The sequence below is a fragment of the bacterium genome (assembly GCA_024228115.1).
Lineage (GTDB): Bacteria > Myxococcota_A > UBA9160 > UBA9160 > UBA6930.
The window spans coordinates 1-17433 of the sequence record JAAETT010000171.1 but is presented as its reverse complement, the minus strand read 5'-3'; the positions used below and the strand labels follow the sequence as shown (position 1 = coordinate 17433).

The following is a 17433-nucleotide window of genomic DNA, read 5'->3' as shown; positions in this document are numbered from 1 at the left end:
GGCGTGCTGGACGATCCAACAGCTGCGGGAGGCATTCCCCTTGGACCCCGCCCTTCCCTTTCTCGTCTACGATCGCGACTCGATCTTCTCGGCGGAGGTTACCGCCACGATCCGAAACCTTGGGATCGAGCCCATACGCACCGCGTACCGCAGTCCCTGGCAGAACGGGTTCGCCGAACGATGGGTGGGAACCTGTCGGCGTGAGCTCCTCGATCACGTGATCGTTGTCGGCGACGGCCACCTCCGGCGGCTTCTCGCGAACTACATCGCCTACTACAACGTCGAACGAGTCCACACTGTCCTCGGGGACTCACCCAGCGGACGCCCCAGCCAGGCCCAGCCTTCGCCGAGCGCAGAGGTGGTCGCCCTCCCTCGCGTGGGCGGTCTTCATCACCGATACGCCTAGCGCCAAGCAGCTTGATTCCGCGGCAGCCCAGCGGAGGCCCGCGACGAGTTCTGAGGACAGACAGCGGGCGCGGGAATCGAACCCGCGCCACTTCCGGCACTCCTCAAACATCCTGCCTTTGCGATCCCGAGCGTTGGCGTCTGGCCTGCGCCTAGTATGGAGTGGGCCCGTGCACAGACCTCATCCTTTCGAAGAAGAGGGGGGGGTGGACAGGGCGCGCGCGACGCCGAAGACTTCGACCGACCAACCTTCGTCGGCTGTGGGAGCGACCCCCACCATCTCCGGAGGAGTCACCGACGCGATCACGGATTCGAACTCTTCCCGTTTCGCCCTTCGGAGCGGCTCGAGCGTCGGGTCCTTCTGCGCCCATTCGATGTACGCAGGCCGATCGGCCTCGCCGTGGTTCTCGAACGACAGCTTCAGGTCCTCGAGAGCAGCCTGGAACTCGCGTGCGCGGACGTGGAAGCACGCATGGTTGTAGCGGGCCGCCGCCCCAAGAAAATCATCCGACAGCGCGTTCGCCAACCGGTGGGCATCCGGAAGATTCTCCCGGTCGAGGCTTGCCAGCCCGTTCCACAGGTCGCGCTCGGAGGGCCACTCGGCATCATCGTTGTGATCGTGGCCCTCCCCGCGAGGTGACTGCGGGTTTTCGAACCATTCCTGCGATGCCTTCGCGCCGGCCAGAACGCCGACGAAGAAGTTGGCGTCCTGCTCGAGCATGAGTCGAAGGGAGCGTTCGTCTCGATCCCCGATCGCCTGACGAGTCGTCCAGCGTCGCAGCGCCTTCCCCGTCGCGCCCAAGGCACGGGCGAGCTCAACGGCCACGTCCAGGCCCTTCTCCACGTCCTCCCGCGCCTCTTCCCCGGAAGACGGATCCTCCTCCCTGAGCGCAAAGCGGTGCAAGTACGCGACCGTGAGCAGGTACTTCGACTGGAACCAGCGCGGGTCCCGCCTGGCCTCGGCCGGCCAGAAGGGGATCTGCAGAGGCTTGGAGAGCTCCTCAAGTTCGCCGAGTGCCGACTCGAGCCGGGCGATCCCGCGGCTCATCACCGCACGGTCATCGAACCTCTCCGTCTCCTCCATCGCGACGTGGAGCATGGCGAGCGTGTTTCGTGGATCGTGAATCAGAGCTTCTCTCGGTCGACTGCAGCGGACCGCGGCATAGCTTTGCCAGCTCGAGGTCCCCATCGTGCTGTGACGCGTGGTCGAGGACTTCCAGAACCGATGGCGCTGGAACTCGAGCGCGCTCCATGCGGCGATCCGCTTCGCGAGCTCGTCGAGGTCGCCACGGGGGCCGATGTAGATCCGGTCGAGAACGTGCCCGATCGAGTTGGTCACTTCGACGGACGCCGACCATAGGCCGCCGCGCTCGTGCAGGGCGCCTGAGATACGCAAGTGCGGGGGCTGGCGGAGCCAGGCGATGAGTGGGCCGATGAAAGCGATCTGGGGCTGCAGCTCCAACATCTTTGGAAGATCCGCACCGCCGCCAGAAGGATCAAGCATCGTTCCTACGGGTGACGCGGCTGCATCTAGCTCGTCGGCGATGCGAGCGCGCACGCTATCAGCGATCGACTCCCTGCCAGCTGGCGCGACGACTCTGCCTACCGTGGCGTACGCGTAGCGGCCCGCCCTTTCGGTGATCTTCCAGACCGCCTTTCGAAGCAGCTGATATGCGAGGATGCCGAAGAACGCGAGCGTCACCAGATCCACCAGAATCGGCGGCGCCCGACCGATGAACGAAACGGCGGATTCGGTCAGGTCACTCCACGGCGGCGCGACGGTGCCCTTGCTGGGAGAGGCCGTATCCGAGTCTACCTCCGCGGCCACGCCCAAGAGGAGGAGCGTGCAGAAGATCGCACGCAGTCCGCTCATCGGAGGCCTCCGAACTGGCCGACGTGCAGATCGGATCGCCCCTCGCGCCTTTCGGGGACGATCGGATCGACGCGGACGTGAGCGTAGATGCGATGGGCATGGGGAACGACGACCTCGTGCGCGTAGAGCAGCACGGCCTCGGGAGTCCGCACGACGACCGCTTCGACTTCCGATTCGTCCGGACGTTCGTCGAGGTCGGACCTGCGAACCCGTACCGGAGGCGTCCGGCGAGAGACCGCCCACAGCTCGACGCCTTCGACCTCGGTCAGATTGAACTGCCAGGCCTTGGAGGAGAACCGGACAAGCACGCGCTCCTCACCGGCGCCTCGCACCTCAACGAGATCGCGGAACCACGCACCCCGATCATGCGGTTGGAATCGGAGTTGATATGTCACCCAGAGCTGCATCGAACTCGGATCGAGGTGGAGCCGGACCGACTCGACCATGCTTCGTCCTCCTCAGGAAACGTGAGTTCTCCTATTCGCCCTACTTGAAGCTGCTCAGCCCTTCTGCCCTGCCCTCTCGGCTTTCTACCGGTCGGAGCCCAAGTACAGCGCTCAGACCGCTACTGCCTAGACCTTGACGCCGAGGCCGAGCCCCCACGTGGAGATGTCCTCGAAGGCGGGGGCGTCCTCTCCGTTCTTGTAGTCAAAGGTCAGGCTCAGGTAGTCGTTGAGCTTGAAGTCGACGCCCGCGCGTTCTCATTATCGGATCGGCCGCTCCCGCCATTGCTGAATCATAACCGGGAGAGCCTATCGCACGCCCATCCAGCCCCGACAGTCTGGTGCGTGTGCGCGGCTCCTCGCAATCGTGTTGGCCCTACTCTCTTCGCGATTGCCCTGCTCCACTAGCCAGAGTGAGCAGGCCCTCGTCGAGCCCGCCTCCGCCAGCAGCTCGCGGTCCTCCGCCAGGCCGGACGACGACCCACGCTCACGTCCCTGGATCGCGGTTTCTGGGTCCTGCTGCGCCTGCTCTGGCTTCGCTGGGGGGAGGTCTTGGTCGCCGTCCAGCCCGAGACGGTCGTGCGCTGGCACCGGAAGGGCTTTCGCCTCTACTGGCGGTTTCGCTCCGGGAGGCGACCCGGCCGGCCGCGCATCCCCAAGGAAGTGCGACTGCTCGTCCGGCGCATGGCACTTGAGAATCCGTGGGGTGCCCGAAAGATCCACACCGAACTCGCGAAGCTCGGTATCGAAGTCAGCCTGGCGACCGTCTCGCGCTACCTCCCCAAGCGGCCGCTGGATCCGGTGCGGCAACAGAACTGGCTGACGTTCCTACGGAATCACAAGGATGCCATCGCGGCGATGGACTTCTTCGTCGTCCCGACCGTTCGCTTCCAGCTCTTGTACGTCTGGTTCGTCCTCGACCATGATCGCCGACGGCTGATCCATTTCAACGTCACGACGAATCCGACGGCGTGCTGGACGATCCAACAGCTGCGGGAGGCATTCCCCTTGGACACCACCCTTCCCTTTCTCGTCTACGATCGCGACTCGATCTTCTCGGCGGAGGTTGCCGCCACGATCCGAAACCTTGGGATCGAGCCCATACGCACCGCGTACCGCAGTCCCTGGCAGAACGGGTTCGCCGAACGATGGGTGGGAACCTGTCGGCGTGAGCTCCTCGATCACGTGATCGTTCTCGGCGACGGCCACCTCCGGCGGCTTCTCGCGAACTACGTCGCCTACTACAACCGCGAACGGGTCCACACGGTCCTCGGCGACTCACCCAATGGACGCCCCCGCGAGACCCGGCCTTCGCCGAGCGCAGAGGTGGTCGCCCTCCCTCGCGTGGGCGGTCTTCATCACCGATACGCCTGGCGCCACGCGGCTTGATTCCGCGGCGCTCGGCCTAGCGGAGGCCCGCGACGAGTTCTGAGAACAGACAGGAGGGAAAGTCTGGCTATGGTGAAGCCAGCCACCGTATTGGCCTGGCATCGCAGGGGCTTCAGACTCTTCTGGCGATGGAAGAGCAGAAGGCGTGGTCTCGGGCGACCTCGGATTCCCGTCGAAGTTCGTAGGCTGATCATCGAAATGGCAGAGATGAATGTCGGTTGGGGTGCTCCCCGAATTCACGGGGAATTACTCAGACTTGGAATCGAAATCTCCGAAATCACTGTCTCACGCTATATGCCCAAGCGCCCTCCGCTAGCGGGTTCGCGCCAGCGATGGGCAACGTTCGTGCGCAATCATTTGCACGAGACTCTTGCAGTCGACTTCGCTGTCGTGCCCACGGCGACGTTTGGCATCACTTATGTGTTCTTCGTCCTGAGCCTCGAGCGGCGTCGAGTCCTTCACTTCAACCTAACCCACCATCCAACCGCGGAGTGGACCGCCCAGCAAGTTGTCAAAGCTTGCCCGTTCGACCTCCCCGGTCGGTTTCTGATCCGTGACAACGACAAGATCTACGGAACGAATTTCCGGGACCGCGTCGACGGGCTTGGGCTCGAACAGATGCGAACCTCATTTCGATCTCCTTGGCAGAACGGGTATGCCGAGAGATGGATCGCCAGCCTACGAAGAGATTGCCTGGACCATGTGATCCCGATCAATGGGCGTCAGCTTCGTCGAGTGATTCAGTCGTATGTCGTCTACTACCACGAAGACCGAACACACCTCGGACTTGAGAAGGACACTCCCGAAGAGCGGCCGATCGAACCGCCAAGAATGGGAGAGGTCGTCGCTATTTCGCGGGTCGGAGGACTCCACCATCGCTACTCGCGAGAGTTCCGGAGGGCTGCGTAGAGGGAGATTTGAATAAAGACGATGGACAGGCGCGCCCGCAGAAATTCCATGACCGGGTCTCCTCCAAGTCGCTCGCCCGGGCGCGTCATCCTGTGTACGAAGCTGATCAGGGGATGTACCACCGCTCCGGCCTCCGGCGAGTGCGACTCTGCAAAGCGGCTTCGAACGACTTGATTTCCGTACGGGAATTCGGTTCGAAGGCGACTGGCATGCGACTTGCTGCTACCGGCACGTCGGCGCCGCAGGGGTTCCGGCATGTGTGTGCATTCGCACCTCGAACAAGGAACTCCGACATGAACCGCACCCTTCGACTCTCAGTCCCCCTCGCACTCACCCTTCTTGCGCTGGCCGCCGGCGGTTGTGCCGCGCTTGGGGGAACCCGGCATGGACAATCCACCAGCCTGGTCGACTACATCGACCCGTCTGGCCAGGGCAGGAACTTCGAACCCACGATCCCGCACCTCCGGTTGCCGCTCACCGTCGGCGTCGCCTTCGTGCCGTCGGCGAACCCGCACTACGGAACGACAGACGACAGCTTCACGGAGCAGGAGAAGGTAGAGTTCAGTGAGCGCGTGGTCGAACGATTCGAGCGGCTCGAGTTCGTCGACCGGATCGAAGTTATTCCGGCGGTCTACCTCCGCAGCAAGGGTGGCTTCACCAACCTCGACCAACTTAGGAACCTGTATGGCATCGATGTCATCGCCCTGATGTCCTACGACCAGGTCCAATTCACGACTCAGGACGCCCTCGCGCTGACCTATTGGACGATCGTCGGGGCCTACATCGTCCCCGCGGAGAAGAACGACACCCACACGTTGATCGACACCGCCGTGTTCGACATCGAGAGTCGGAAGATGTTATTCCGCGCGCCGGGCACCAGCCTCGTGAAGGGTCGGGCCGCGCCCATCGACCTTCAAGGCACGCTCAAGCGCGACAGCGTCCAGGGTTTCGAGGAGGCCGGCGAGGACCTGATCGCAAATCTCGACGTCGCCCTCGCCGATCTCCAGCAGCGCGTAGAGGATCGGCCGGACGACTACGAGATATCTAGCCGCCCCGGATACAGCGGTGACGCGGGCGCACTCCTGGCGGCCCTGACCGCGGGGGCAGCGCTCGCTGCTCGCCTCGCGAGCACTCGCGAACGTGCGTGACCGGCTCCCGCGCAGCGTCCTGGTCTCGCTGGCTGCGGTCGTCGTCGCGGTCGTCGTCCACGTGGTTCCCGACGTTTCGAGTGCGTGGATTTTCGAGCGCGACGCCATCAAGTCGTGGCAGCTCTGGCGGATCTTGACGAGCAGCTGGGTCCACTACTCGTGGGCCCATCTGGCCCACAACGCGCTGGTCATCATCGCGTGTGGTGTGCTGCTCCGTGACGCGGACTGGCGCCGCTACGCTGCGCTGTTGCTCGGCGGGGGCCTCGTTGTGGGGCTCGGCGTGTTCCTGCTACGGCCCGATGTCGCCCGGTTCGCGGGACTGTCTGGCGTCGCCTGCGGGGCTACGGCCCTCGCAGCGCTGCGCGGAATGCGGCACAGCGGCCAGGTGTCCAGGCTGCATCTGGCTCTGCTCGCGGGCCTCGTCGTGAAGCTCGGCTTCGAGCTGGCTACCGACACCTCGCTCCTCGACCTGGGGCGAGCGACCGTCGCTAACCCTTTGTTGCCGTTCAGCCACGTTCTCGGCGCCGCGTCAGCGCTGCTCGTCGCCTGCGACACGGGTTCCGCGCCGTCCGTCACACGCACCCGAAGTACCGCTGCCGCTGCGGCGCCGGGATCGAGACCGCACTCGGCCCCGACAAGCTCGTCGCTGGCATGGTGAAAGGCACCAGAATCATCAGGAGGACAACGGCGGAATAACGTCTGGGTGTCATGAGGAATTCCTCGGGGTGTCCTGGCCAGTCTTGGCTTGCTCCCAGGAACAAGGCTTGTCGCCGGGAGGGAGGTGCAATCCAGTTCACAATGCCGCCGAAGCCAGGCCCGAGTACGTCAGGCGTCGCTGGTCCCCGGGCTGCAGGAGAAACCGGCATGCTGCCCCGCGCCGCGAACGTAGCCGCTAGGGCCGGCGCTTCTGAGTCGAACGCGAAGCGCCATGCTAGTGGTCGCGGACGGGGCCGAAGCAGGGCGACTTGGTTCCCTTGATAGAGTACGAAAAGGTCAAGATTTCAACATCGGTGGAATCGGAAGCCAGAATACTCTCGTCCTGCCGACCGGCGGGACGCATTGCTCGGGAGCCGGCGCACCCAAGCTTCAGACTCAAGTGAACCTCCGGGAAACACCGATGTCCCCAGTATGCCCCGAACCCTGGTCACGATCGCACTTGCCTGGACGCTCGCCCTTACAGCGTGGGTCTCCTGCGCCCGGGGCATTCGGGGCAGGGTCGTCAGACTCTCTTGGCCAGGCCCCATACTCATCGTTTTCGTCGGCTTCCTAGCAGCACAGCCGACTCACGCTCTCGACACCGTGACGGTCATCGTCCGGGAGTTCGACACCGCTGACCCACTCATCGTCGCCGAGTACGACCGCCTTAGGAGAAAATGCCGGAAAGCCAGGAAACCGCTAGCAGACCAGCTCCAGGTGCACTCAAGGCGACTGCTTCTTGATTTCATAAGAGAGTCAGCAGAAAAGAGCGCCGAAGACAACCCAGGTGGAGCTCAGCACTCGGACGAAGAACTTTCTGAAGTGCTACGCGGGTTCGGTAGCGAGACCCCGCCTTCCGAGGAACTGAAAGATCCGATTGAGGTTCGCCATAAACTCGGCCAGCTTCGGCTCAGCTGTGATGCTGATATCTATGGGGCACTTCGCCATCTTAAGCCCAACGTCGAAACCGAGTGCGTATTGAGAGCGAGCGAGAGAGCCCTTGCCCGCGGGTGGTCGGCGCAAGGGTCCGAGTTCAAGATGCACTATCAGGTTGAAACGATTGCCGATGACCATGTCGTCATGAAAAAGTTCAACGAAGGCCACTATGGAGAGATGTTAGGCCAACACAATTTGGGCACGCGATATCCCCTGTTCCACACCATCATAGACGGATCGGGTCGCGCGCATGGGAAGGTCCAGAGCCTTGGCATCGATTTTGTTGAGGTCGTCCCCGGAGGAACCGGAACCGTCGGGTGCATGGTCTCGTACCCAGCTGGCCCGATTGAGCGGAAGCGTCCCCTGCTTCTCGGCAGCCCCCCTCCAGCTGGGTGGGCACGAGGTCTCGACGACGGCAAGCAACGTCGCTCACGTCCGCCGGCCTTCGGAGCTTCGAGAGAAGAACCGTGAATTCGTCTCCACCGGGGTGAATCAGTGCTCAAGCAACGAGTTCGAAGGGACCGATTCTCCAGAGAGCCTGACTCATTCGCTGGGCAATTCGCACAGCGGAGCGCCTGCTACACGTCGTATCTCGAGCGGGAAGCGCAACGGTTGTCTCTGCCTTTTTTGAACCTGACAGGAAGAGAGGTTCCTTCCGAGGTGGCTCGACTGGTTCTACTGAAGCTCACTTCGGAACCGAGCTCGTCCGTTGCCGGATGAGCCGGGCCAACGATTCCTGGTAGATTTCGTTGACTGTGTCGGACAAAGATGCCATTGCCAAGAAGAGGGCCGCGCTGACTGTCGCAAGATCCCTGGCGTTGCAGGCTGATGTTGCACACCCCATCTCAACCATGGGCCGCACAGTTTTGTTGCTCGAACCCTGCGCTGTCGTCGCGAAGGTCTCATCGTCGGCCAATTCGAAGCGCTGGTCTGCGGAGCTGGCGGTCGCGGCGCATGTTCACCGCCAAGGAGGCCCCGTCGTGCCGCCACTTCGGCGTTCGAACCCCGGCCCTCATGTTCTCGATGACCTGGTCGTTTCTCTCTGGGAGTATCGCCCCGCCGAGGTCACTGCGGATGACCTTGAGCATTCCGCTGCCTACGCAGCGCTCCTGTCTTGCCTACACAGCTACGACCGCACCCTTCCGGATTTCTTGGAACCCATCCTCGCTTGCCGAGAAGCAGCCGCCAGCCTAGACCTCCCCACCTTACCGAGCGGCGCGGGGACCGTCGGACTCCTTCGGGAAGCATTCTCTGTTCTCGATGAACTGGAGATTCCTCGCGGTGAACTGCGTCCCCTTCACGGGGACCCACATGTTGGCAACTTGACAAAGTCACACGGAGAGACGCTCTGGCTCGACCTCGAATCTGCTTGTATTGGGCCAGCCGAATGGGACCTCACGGCGCTACCTATCTCCTTCCAAAACGAGGCGCATGACCTCGGCCTGCTGGCCCAACTTCGCCTCCTTCGAAGCGCCTGCGTCGTCGTCTGGTGCTCTCAAAAGACCGTTCCCGCGCCTCAGGAGCGAGAAGCAGTGGAGGTCCACCTGGAACTCCTCGCTAGCGCATTGAACGCTTAGCACGCGTCGAGCGACTGCTCGCCGACGACCAACAGAAACTGGGGACGTGGTGGACCTTATGTCCCGGGCTTTGACCCCACGCAGCTCTCTCCGAGCCTCGCGGCCTCACAGATTCTGACCGGAAATCCGGGACACTAGGTGGGGGAGGTGCCGTTCAAGATTGAGGACCGAATCGAGCCGGTCGTGTTCCGGAAGCTGTGTTTGGGACCGACCGTCGCGGCTGCCAACGAAGAACGCACTCATCCCGGCCCTCCGCGCTCCCCTATAGTCGGCTTCGAAGTTGTCGCCTATGTAGACCGACTCAGAGGCTGTTGCCCCGAGCTTCCCGAGCGCTGCTTCGAAGGCCGCAATGCCAGGCTTTCGCACGCCGAGCTCGATTGAGGTCACGACCTCGATGAAGCAATGCGCGATTCCCACTCGCTCGAGGAGGCTTGGAACCAGCTCCTCGGTATTCGTGTTGCTGAGCACCGCAAGCGTGTAGTCACCCCTCAGCCTTGCCAACATCGCGTCGACTCCTGGGATTTCCGTCACGGCCAGGCTCCATTCCTCCACGTAGGTCGCCACGAACGCGTCCACGAGGCCAGCGTCTTGGCCGTTGACTCTGAGGCCAGGACACTGAGCCAGGAATGCGCTCGTGAGCTCCTCCATGGAGTACTCGGCTAGGTGCAGAGCCGCTCTCTCCTCGAACGCCTGAGCGGTTCGGTCCCAGGTCTCCAGAAACGCCTGGTACCCCAGGTCCGCTCCGGCCTCTCTGAGCAGCTCGTGGCTTCGTTGGAATCCCTCCCCGGTCCAATTCGGCGCGTAGCTGACCAGCGTTCCAAAGAAGTCGAATACGACGAAGCGGACCATCTTCCCGAGTCTATGGCAAAGCCGGCTCGCTGCGAAAGCGGCCCAAGGGCCCGTCCCAAAATCTCGAAGTCCGCACCAGCATGGTCGCGGCCCGGTCCGGCTAGCGGCCCCGAAAGTAGGAGAAGCCGGAGGGGTGCAGCAGCTGCATGCCATCGTCGTAGATGACCGTGCCAATTCCATCCCAGAGCTTCACCAGCGGCTCAGAACTAAGCATCGGAGGCAAGAACCCCCTGGCTCCTATGTCGTCCAGGACCTCTTTGCGCTCGGAATTGAGGCTGGCTCGGAGGCGACCTTGCCACGCCTCGAACTCGTCTGAGTCCAGCCTGAGCTTGGCAGCGGCCAGGCCGGTTTGTACCGCGTTGTCTTGAGACGCGGGCAGCTGGGCCTCCACAAAAGCAGTGATCGCAGCTACGGCCGCCGGCGACGAGTAGAGGGCTAGGGCGCAGATTACGTCTTCTCGGCTCTCTTCCGAAGACGCACGGTTGAGCAACGGCACGAGCCCAAGCACCGTCTCAGTGTCGCGGCTCAACGCGGCTGCGAGGGTGATTGAGTGGATGAGGATGTCTGGAACCTCTGCTGAAAGCTCAGCAGAGGAATCGACCAGCCGCGTCACTTCAGCCCCAGCGGCCTGAGGGCCGACTAGCGCCGCGAGAAGCAGTCCACTGGAACATCGAACAACGTTCTTGGAACAGTTGACTCGACTGAGCGAAAAAAAATCAGGAGCAAGGCTTCGATGTTGGTCGAGCTGCTCCTGGTAGGCAAAGTACGTTGTAGCCTGCCCTCCGAAGGTCCCGAGATATCCGCGATTCGGGAAGAGGCGTTGAGATCCAGCGAAAAGCCACCCGATGCGATCAAGCATGAGCGTGAAAGCGTCGACCTTACCCTCGATCGAAAGTGAGCTAGTGAGAATTCCGGAGAGAGTTCGCACGAAGACCGCGTCGCTGAGTAGGTCCTCACGCGGGATCGCGGAGATCCGAGCGGCCGCAAGCTCATCGATCGGGAAGGACCATGCACGGGCCGCCGGCGGTGCTGGTTCCCCGCTCGCGCTGAGCTCAAGGGCACCAGTGAGCCCGAGAACGAGGAACGCAACGCTGGCCCTCATCTTGCAATCCTCCCCAACCGATATCGAATGGGCGGACGTCGCGCGTTAGCTACGACTGACCGCGCTATCACGGATCGGCGTTGACCGGCTGCCGACAGCGCTGACCGGCCCCGACCCTGGCAACCCAGTATGCCGCCAAATCGCACCCGTGGTCAATTGAACCCTGCTGTTGACAGTCCGGTTCAACTCTTGGCTATTCAGCTTGTTCTTCACCGAGGCCGATTCGGATCGCCCGCTCTACAGGAGAGTGCCACCCAGTCGAAGCGCCAAGATCGAGGGGTTTCGACGGGACGAGACCCGCCTGGGACATGAAGCGCGGAACCGTTCCTCGGTGAGGCCAGTTGGCTGCGTGCACCAGGAACGGGTGGCAGAGGAATACGTCGCCCGCCTCGCCAGTTGCCAGATCCACGGGAAGAGAATCCACTCCGGCGACTCGGGGGACGACTTCTTCGAAAGGCAAACCGGCCTCTCCAGCGGCCAGGAGCGCCTTCGGCACGAGTAGATGTGAACCCCTCCGAATGCGCGTAGGAGCGTCCGATTTCCCGACGTCCGAGAAGAGGATGAGCATCAGGAGCGCTCGATCGCGTGACGCCACGTTGACGAACAACCGGCCATCAACGGAGTAGCTGCCTTCGATGTGCCAACCTGCGTCTCCTGGATCCTCCTCGCTTGGGAACCGAACAGGAAACGTACCCGTGCCAACGATCGGTCTCTGCCAGTTCCCGGAGCCGACGACCTGATCGAGCGCTGCGCAGAGAATTGGGCGGTTCATCGCGTCCATGAACGGCTTGGCCGTCGATCCGAATACCCTAACGACGGGATCTCTCCAGCTCGTCGGGTCATCGGGGTCGAGCTTCATTGCCTGCCAAAGCCACTCACGGCATCGGTTCACGACTTCGTCAGGCACGACCCCGCTCAGACGGAGGTAGCCATCGGTGACGAACCGATTGAGATCCTCATCTCGAAGCGGTCCGAGTGCGTTCACGAGATCCACTCCACTCAAAGGACCGACCATCAGCTGCAACAGACAGCGCTGCACCAACGCTGGGGCACGACGCCCATTGCCAGAACGGTACCACGAATGGATTTGAGCGAGCTGTGGGCGTCAGCTTCACCGCTTGTTGGACGGCGGATCGGCCTCTATCCACATAGCTGGGCCAAGCTCAGATCTGAGCCGCAGACGAATGTGGCACGGAACTTGATTCATCATCGCCAGGATGGGTCGTGAAGGAATAGGCCGCCGCCTGGTTCATGCCCGGTGCTTCTGGCCGCTCGGATTGGTTGGTCTTGGTCTTCTGTTCGCCGCCAACGCCCAGAAGTCCGGCGTTCGATTCAACTGGACCGCGTCGGCGCCGGTGGGTTTCTATCTCGAGCGCCCGCTGAAGTTCGCTCGCGGCGAACTCATACTTCTCTGCCTCCCGCTCCGGGTCGAGACCCTCGGCAGGCGTCGCGGGTACCTGCCAGCGGGCACGTGTCAGAGCGGTAGCAGCCCCGCACTCAAGCGGTTGATAGGGCTCCCTGGTGACACGATCGCTCTCGATGAGTCATCCCTGGCGGTCAATGGAGCGATGCTCCTTCAGGTGCCAATCCAGGCGTTGGACAGCTCGGGGCGGCCTCTTGCGCACGCCCGGTTCGGAGTCCGTGTCTTGCCTCCCGGCCAGGTCTGGGTCCAGGGGCTCATCCACACCCGAAGCTGGGACAGCCGCTACTTCGGTCCAATCCCGATCGAGAGCCTCAAGGCCAGCGTGCGCCCACTGCTGACCATCAACCCGGGGCACCGGTGACCGCGCGTCGGCAGCGCTCCGGACGAGTTCGAACCGATTCGAACAAGGCGCCCGAGAACGCCCATCACCGGGAGCAGCAGAGCAGGTGGGAACCGTCTGTGCCGACGCTGCCGCCTGGCGACACGGCGACCCATGACACCTCGCCCGCTGCCCGCCTCAGACCTTCGACCATCCGGCGCGAAGTAGGCGGCGCTGCTTCGCTGCGCCGAGTCTCCAGCAGCCTCTCCGGCGGCAATCGCCGGAGGGCGGGCATGCGGGGAACGCGCGTCTCCTCATTCGCCCGGGGGAGCAGCCAGCAGCGAAGTCTGGTGAAGGCCTCGTTCACACCGACGGGGAAACCGGGACGCTGGCGTGCTCACGGCCACTATCTGAGCCGCGCTGGGGCGCAACGTGATGGCGAGCGGGGAGCCGGCTTCGACGCGGAGAGCGACAGCGTCTACCTGCCGGACCGCTTCGACAGTTGGCAGAAAGCCGGCGACCGAAGACTCTGGAAGATGGTCGTCTCTCCCGAAGTCGGTGACCGAATCGACCTCCAGGCTCATACCCGATCACTCGTCACCCAGATGGAAGAAGACCTCGGAACCAAGCTCGAGTGGGCAGCCATCGACCACCATGACACCGACCACCCCCACGTCCACATCACGATTCGCGGGGTAGACGAACGCGGCCGATGGCTGCGGCTACCGAGGGACTACGTCCGACACGGAATCCGCGGCCGAAGCCAGGAGCTCTTGACCCGGTCCCTCGGCCCTCGTCTCGATCTTGATCGCCGGCAGGCGCGCGAGCGGGCCGTAGACGCTCCTCGTGTAACAGAGATCGATCGATCGCTGCGGCGACAGGCACGAAATGACGGGGTCATCGATTTCTCTGGCCCTGTGCCGGTGCATCCGGCAGCGCAGGAGCGCCGCCTCCAGGACCTGCGGAGACTCGCGTACCTCGACGGCCTGGGCCTTGCCGAACGCGTGGATGACCGGTCGTGGCGAATCTCCGATCGGCTCGAAGCCGGGCTCCGACAGATCCAGGTATCCGGGGACATTCAGAAGAGCCTTGCGAGTGCTGGAATTGGAATTTCGGACCGGCATTCGCCAGTTGCTCTCTCGAGCCTGGGACCCGGAGCACAGATCCGAGGCCGCGTCGCAGGCGCGGCGTTCGACGAGGCGATGGACCAACCTTTCCTGATCATCGAAGGCGCGGATGGTAAACGTCACGCGATTCCGCAGTCTCCGTCGATTCAGAACCTCCGCGGCCTCGGCCGCCTCAGACCGGGCAAGGTCGTGACGGTTCGCGTCTGGGGTGAGCCAGGCTCCACGGAAGTCGGGATCCGCGAGCACGGCACGCTCCGGAGCCTCCGACAAGTCGACTCGGCATCCACCCCGCTGGACCTCGATGCGATCACCTCCATCCGGCAGACCGGCAGCCCCCCTGGCCCACCGGAAAGCCAGGGATTCGCGCGGCGCTGGTGGGAAGCCGTCCGCGCTCGGGTCCCGCTTCTGGAGCGCGCGGGAATGATCCGTCGCATCGGACAAGGGCAGGATCACGAGGCCTTTGAGGCCGTACGAGGAGCCGAACAGATGGTGGAAGCCAGGATGACGCAGCGCGAGCGCACGCCGCTCGCGTTGGAGGATCTGAAGGACAGGCACGGCAAGCCCCTACGCATGGCAGAGCCGGTTGCTGGCCGCGTCCATCGCGGGCAATTGGTCGGCTACGGCGAAGACACAGAGGGAAACCGGCACGCCGTGCTCGACACCGGCCTAGAGCTGACCGCAATTCGCACTGAGGAGAGCGCCGAACTCGGACACGACGTTCGCGCCCGGGCTCTTCAGGCCGCCGAAGAAGAGCGCGAGCAGCGCCGCGTTCGGTGGGTTCTGGACGATCTCGAGCACAACCATCAGCACGACCGAGGCCGGTGAGTCCGAGAACGAACGAGCCCCGGCGGCTCGTGCCGGCCGGCCCTGAAGTGCCATACTGATGATCCCCCGCGATGACCGGTCTTCCGCAGCTGGAAGCCGGACATGCAACCCAAGACTCTCTACCGCCTCCCCACGAGCGGCGAACGAAACACGGCCGCCGGCATCTTCGTCGGCTCCACTCTCGCGATCGTGGGCTCTCTCGTATTGCTCCTTTGGACGGTGACCCAGTGGGCAGCTTGGAAGCTTGGTTTCCAGACCGGCCTCGGCACGCCGCTCTTCGCACCCGGCCAAACCGAACAGCTGTGGTTCGGGGCCCTGGCAATCGTCGCCGTTGGAGCAGCGATCGCCGCCCTCGCCTTCCCACGGACGCGGCCCTGGTCGTTTGGCTGCCTACTCACAGCCGTCCTGGCCGGAGCGAGTTGGCTCGGTCCCCTTTATGCGCCCTGGGATTTCTTCCGCTGGGAGCTTCGCTTTGGCCACGTCCCCGGAACGGAGGCGGTATGGCAGACGGGGCACTGGCTGATCGGCGTCCCGGCACACTTCGTCTTCGTAGTGGGCATTGCGCTCGCAGTGCGCCGAGCCCGCAAGATCGGCGGCCATACCGATAGCCACGGCTCCGCACGCTGGGCCAAAGCAGGCGACATCGCGTCGACCGGGCTTGTCAACGACGCGGGCGTCTACGTGGGCGCCATCCGACGCCGCGGCAAGCTGGAGCCGCTTCGCCACGACGGCCCAGAGCACGTCCTCGGTTTCGCACCCTCGCGGTCGGGAAAGGGGGTCGGATGGGTCATCCCCACCCTCCTCTCCTGGCCGCACTCCGTGCTCGTGAATGACATCAAGGGAGAGAACTGGGCGCTCACGGCTGGTTGGCGCCAGCGCCAACTCGGCAGCAAGTGCCTTCGCTTCGATCCGACCTGCGAGGACGGATCCGCCGCCCGGTACAACCCGCTCCTCGAGGTCCGCCGGGGGCCGCATGAGATCCGCGACGTCCAGAACATCGCCGACATCCTCGTGGATCCAGACGGCGATGGTGCGAAGGACCATTGGGACCTGACGGCCCAGGAGGTTCTCAGTGGTGCGATCCTCCATGTGCTCTACGCGGGGCCGGACAAGAGCCTCCGCGGTTGCCTGGACCTGCTCACCGATCCTCACCGCGCGGTGGACGAAGTGCTCAATGAGATGCTCTCGACGAAGCATGACCCGTCCTTTGAACGTGGGTGGGTCGATCCGAAGGACGGAAAGCGGACCGCCACTCATCCTGCAGTCGCACGAGCGGCGCGGTCGCTTCTCAACAAGTCGGACAACGAGCGCTCCAGCGTTCTTTCATCCGCCACGAAGTTCCTGACCCTCTACCACGACGACCTGGTCGCCGCGAACACGGCCTGCTCGGACTTCTGCATCAGAGATCTGATGCACCAGGAGCGACCGGTGAGCTTGTACCTGACCGTGCCGCCATCGGACCTGAGCCGAACCCGGCCGCTACTGCGGCTGCTGATCAACCAAATCGGAAGGCGCCTCACCGAGCGAATGGAATTCCGCAATGGAGTCCCAGCGCCGAGCTATCGGCATCGCCTTCTTCTCATGCTCGACGAGTTTCCGAGCCTCGGAAGGCTCGACTTCTTCCAGACCCAGCTCGCCTACCTGGCCGGCTACGGGATCAAGGCCTACCTGATCGCGCAGGACCTCTCGCAGCTCTATGCCGCCTACGGCCGCGACGAGAGCATCGTTTCGAACTGTCCGATCCGCCTCGCCTACGCGCCCAACAAGATCGAGACAGCGCGCCTGCTCTCGGACATGGCCGGCGCCATGACCGTCCACAAGGAGACCCGAACCTACACCGGCAACCGCCTCAACCCGGTGCTGATGCACGTCATGGCGTCGGAACAGGAATCACAACGACCCCTCCTGGCCCCCGACGAAGCCATGCGGCTTCCGGACGATACCAGTCTCATCTTCGTGGCCGGTTCACAGCCGATTCTGGGGACGAAGTTCCGATACTTCCGCGACCCCGCGCTGGCTGCGCGTGCCCGCATCCCGGCACCTGTGCAGTCGGATCGGCTGCCGGGGCCGCAGCCGGACCTGTGGGTCCCCTCGACGGGTGGGGCTGCCGGGGAAGCAGCGAAGCGACCCGATTTGGAGTCCGAAACAGGTAAGGGGGCACCTCCCCCGTCCGCATCCGCTGGAGGCTCGGAAGCCGGAAGTGGAATCGTGACACAGTCGGAGGCGTCGAATGACCTCCATGTGGCGATCCTCGATCGAGCTGCTGGCGACGGCACGGCCGCGGACGAACCAGAGGGGAACGGATGAGCGCCAGGACCCAGCGCCCCTACCACGTGCAGGCCTACCTCGGCACGGATCTCTACGAGCGGATCTTGAGGGAGGCAGCCGTCCAGCGCCAAAGCGTCTCGGAGT

General features: G+C 63.7%; 15 protein-coding genes. 10 read left to right on the top strand and 5 right to left on the bottom strand.

Annotated features, from left to right (window positions below; genetic code table 11):
• The first annotated feature begins 40 nt into the window (after positions 1-40).
• Positions 41-406 carry a transposase gene (locus tag GY937_08625; GenBank protein ID MCP5056771.1) on the top strand — a complete coding sequence of 122 codons (366 nt, stop codon included), beginning with the start codon at positions 41-43 and terminating at the stop codon, positions 404-406.
• A gap of 180 nt (positions 407-586) precedes the next feature.
• Here the strand turns inward: GY937_08625 and GY937_08620 are convergent, their stop codons facing one another.
• Together GY937_08620 and GY937_08615 are read right to left on the bottom strand one after the other, a co-directional pair.
• Positions 587-2278, bottom strand: coding sequence for a hypothetical protein (locus GY937_08620; GenBank protein ID MCP5056770.1), 1692 nt, complete (start codon positions 2276-2278; stop codon positions 587-589).
• Complete coding sequence (locus GY937_08615; GenBank protein ID MCP5056769.1) at positions 2275-2724, bottom strand: hypothetical protein; 450 nt, start codon at positions 2722-2724, stop codon at positions 2275-2277. The genes GY937_08620 and GY937_08615 overlap by 4 nt, the downstream gene beginning before the upstream one ends.
• Before the next feature lie 549 nt (positions 2725-3273).
• On the opposite strand from GY937_08615, the gene GY937_08610 reads away from it, so the two are divergent.
• The 6 genes from GY937_08610 (at position 3274) to GY937_08585 (ending at position 9376) form a co-directional block, all read left to right on the top strand.
• Positions 3274-4110, top strand: a complete 837-nt coding sequence (locus tag GY937_08610) for a transposase family protein (GenBank protein ID MCP5056768.1) — start codon at positions 3274-3276, stop codon at positions 4108-4110.
• 390 nt (positions 4111-4500) lie between these two features.
• Entirely contained in the window at positions 4501-5019 is a 519-nt protein-coding gene (locus GY937_08605) for a transposase family protein (GenBank protein MCP5056767.1), read from the top strand.
• A 293-nt stretch (positions 5020-5312) separates the two neighbouring features.
• On the top strand, positions 5313-6167 hold the full coding sequence (rhlP, locus tag GY937_08600) for a rhombotarget lipoprotein (GenBank protein ID MCP5056766.1): 855 nt from the start codon (positions 5313-5315) through the stop codon (positions 6165-6167).
• On the top strand, positions 6160-6825 hold the full coding sequence (gene rrtA, locus GY937_08595; GenBank protein MCP5056765.1) for a rhombosortase: 666 nt from the start codon (positions 6160-6162) through the stop codon (positions 6823-6825). The genes rhlP and rrtA overlap by 8 nt, the downstream gene beginning before the upstream one ends.
• Before the next feature lie 470 nt (positions 6826-7295).
• Complete coding sequence (locus GY937_08590) at positions 7296-8270, top strand: hypothetical protein (protein ID MCP5056764.1); 975 nt, start codon at positions 7296-7298, stop codon at positions 8268-8270.
• 380 nt (positions 8271-8650) lie between these two features.
• Positions 8651-9376, top strand: coding sequence for a phosphotransferase (locus tag GY937_08585; protein MCP5056763.1), 726 nt, complete (start codon positions 8651-8653; stop codon positions 9374-9376).
• Between the two features lie 105 nt (positions 9377-9481).
• On the opposite strand, the gene GY937_08580 is transcribed toward GY937_08585, so the two are convergent.
• The 3 genes from GY937_08580 to GY937_08570 form a co-directional block, all read right to left on the bottom strand.
• Complete coding sequence (locus tag GY937_08580; GenBank protein MCP5056762.1) at positions 9482-10225, bottom strand: HAD family hydrolase; 744 nt, start codon at positions 10223-10225, stop codon at positions 9482-9484.
• Between the two features lie 100 nt (positions 10226-10325).
• Positions 10326-11084 (bottom strand): hypothetical protein, encoded by a 759-nt coding sequence (locus GY937_08575; GenBank protein ID MCP5056761.1) that lies wholly within the window; start codon positions 11082-11084, stop codon positions 10326-10328.
• A 436-nt stretch (positions 11085-11520) separates the two neighbouring features.
• The gene (locus GY937_08570) at positions 11521-12342 is read right to left on the bottom strand and encodes a phytanoyl-CoA dioxygenase family protein (GenBank protein MCP5056760.1); all 822 of its coding nucleotides are present in this window, start codon (positions 12340-12342) and stop codon (positions 11521-11523) included.
• Between the two features lie 202 nt (positions 12343-12544).
• On the opposite strand from GY937_08570, the gene traF reads away from it, so the two are divergent.
• The 3 genes from traF (at position 12545) to GY937_08555 (ending at position 17328) form a co-directional block, all read left to right on the top strand.
• Positions 12545-13111, top strand: a complete 567-nt coding sequence (gene traF, locus GY937_08565) for a conjugative transfer signal peptidase TraF (protein ID MCP5056759.1) — start codon at positions 12545-12547, stop codon at positions 13109-13111.
• 251 nt (positions 13112-13362) lie between these two features.
• Positions 13363-15021, top strand: coding sequence for a DUF3363 domain-containing protein (locus GY937_08560; GenBank protein ID MCP5056758.1), 1659 nt, complete (start codon positions 13363-13365; stop codon positions 15019-15021).
• Positions 15022-15123: 102 nt separating this feature from the next.
• Positions 15124-17328 (top strand): type IV secretory system conjugative DNA transfer family protein, encoded by a 2205-nt coding sequence (locus GY937_08555; GenBank protein MCP5056757.1) that lies wholly within the window; start codon positions 15124-15126, stop codon positions 17326-17328.
• Positions 17329-17433 lie beyond the last annotated feature (105 nt).

Coding starts and splice junctions, on each gene's coding strand:
- GY937_08620 (MCP5056770.1), bottom strand. CDS start 2,278: ATGAGCGGACTGCGTGCGATCTTCTGCACGCTCCTCCTCTTGGGCGTG.
- GY937_08615 (MCP5056769.1), bottom strand. CDS start 2,724: ATGGTCGAGTCGGTCCGGCTCCACCTCGATCCGAGTTCGATGCAGCTC.
- rhlP (MCP5056766.1), top strand. CDS start 5,313: ATGAACCGCACCCTTCGACTCTCAGTCCCCCTCGCACTCACCCTTCTT.
- GY937_08590 (MCP5056764.1), top strand. CDS start 7,296: ATGCCCCGAACCCTGGTCACGATCGCACTTGCCTGGACGCTCGCCCTT.
- GY937_08585 (MCP5056763.1), top strand. CDS start 8,651: ATGGGCCGCACAGTTTTGTTGCTCGAACCCTGCGCTGTCGTCGCGAAG.
- GY937_08580 (MCP5056762.1), bottom strand. CDS start 10,225: ATGGTCCGCTTCGTCGTATTCGACTTCTTTGGAACGCTGGTCAGCTAC.
- GY937_08575 (MCP5056761.1), bottom strand. CDS start 11,084: ATGCTTGATCGCATCGGGTGGCTTTTCGCTGGATCTCAACGCCTCTTC.
- GY937_08570 (MCP5056760.1), bottom strand. CDS start 12,342: ATGGTCGGTCCTTTGAGTGGAGTGGATCTCGTGAACGCACTCGGACCG.
- traF (MCP5056759.1), top strand. CDS start 12,545: ATGGGTCGTGAAGGAATAGGCCGCCGCCTGGTTCATGCCCGGTGCTTC.
- GY937_08560 (MCP5056758.1), top strand. CDS start 13,363: ATGCGGGGAACGCGCGTCTCCTCATTCGCCCGGGGGAGCAGCCAGCAG.
- GY937_08555 (MCP5056757.1), top strand. CDS start 15,124: ATGCAACCCAAGACTCTCTACCGCCTCCCCACGAGCGGCGAACGAAAC.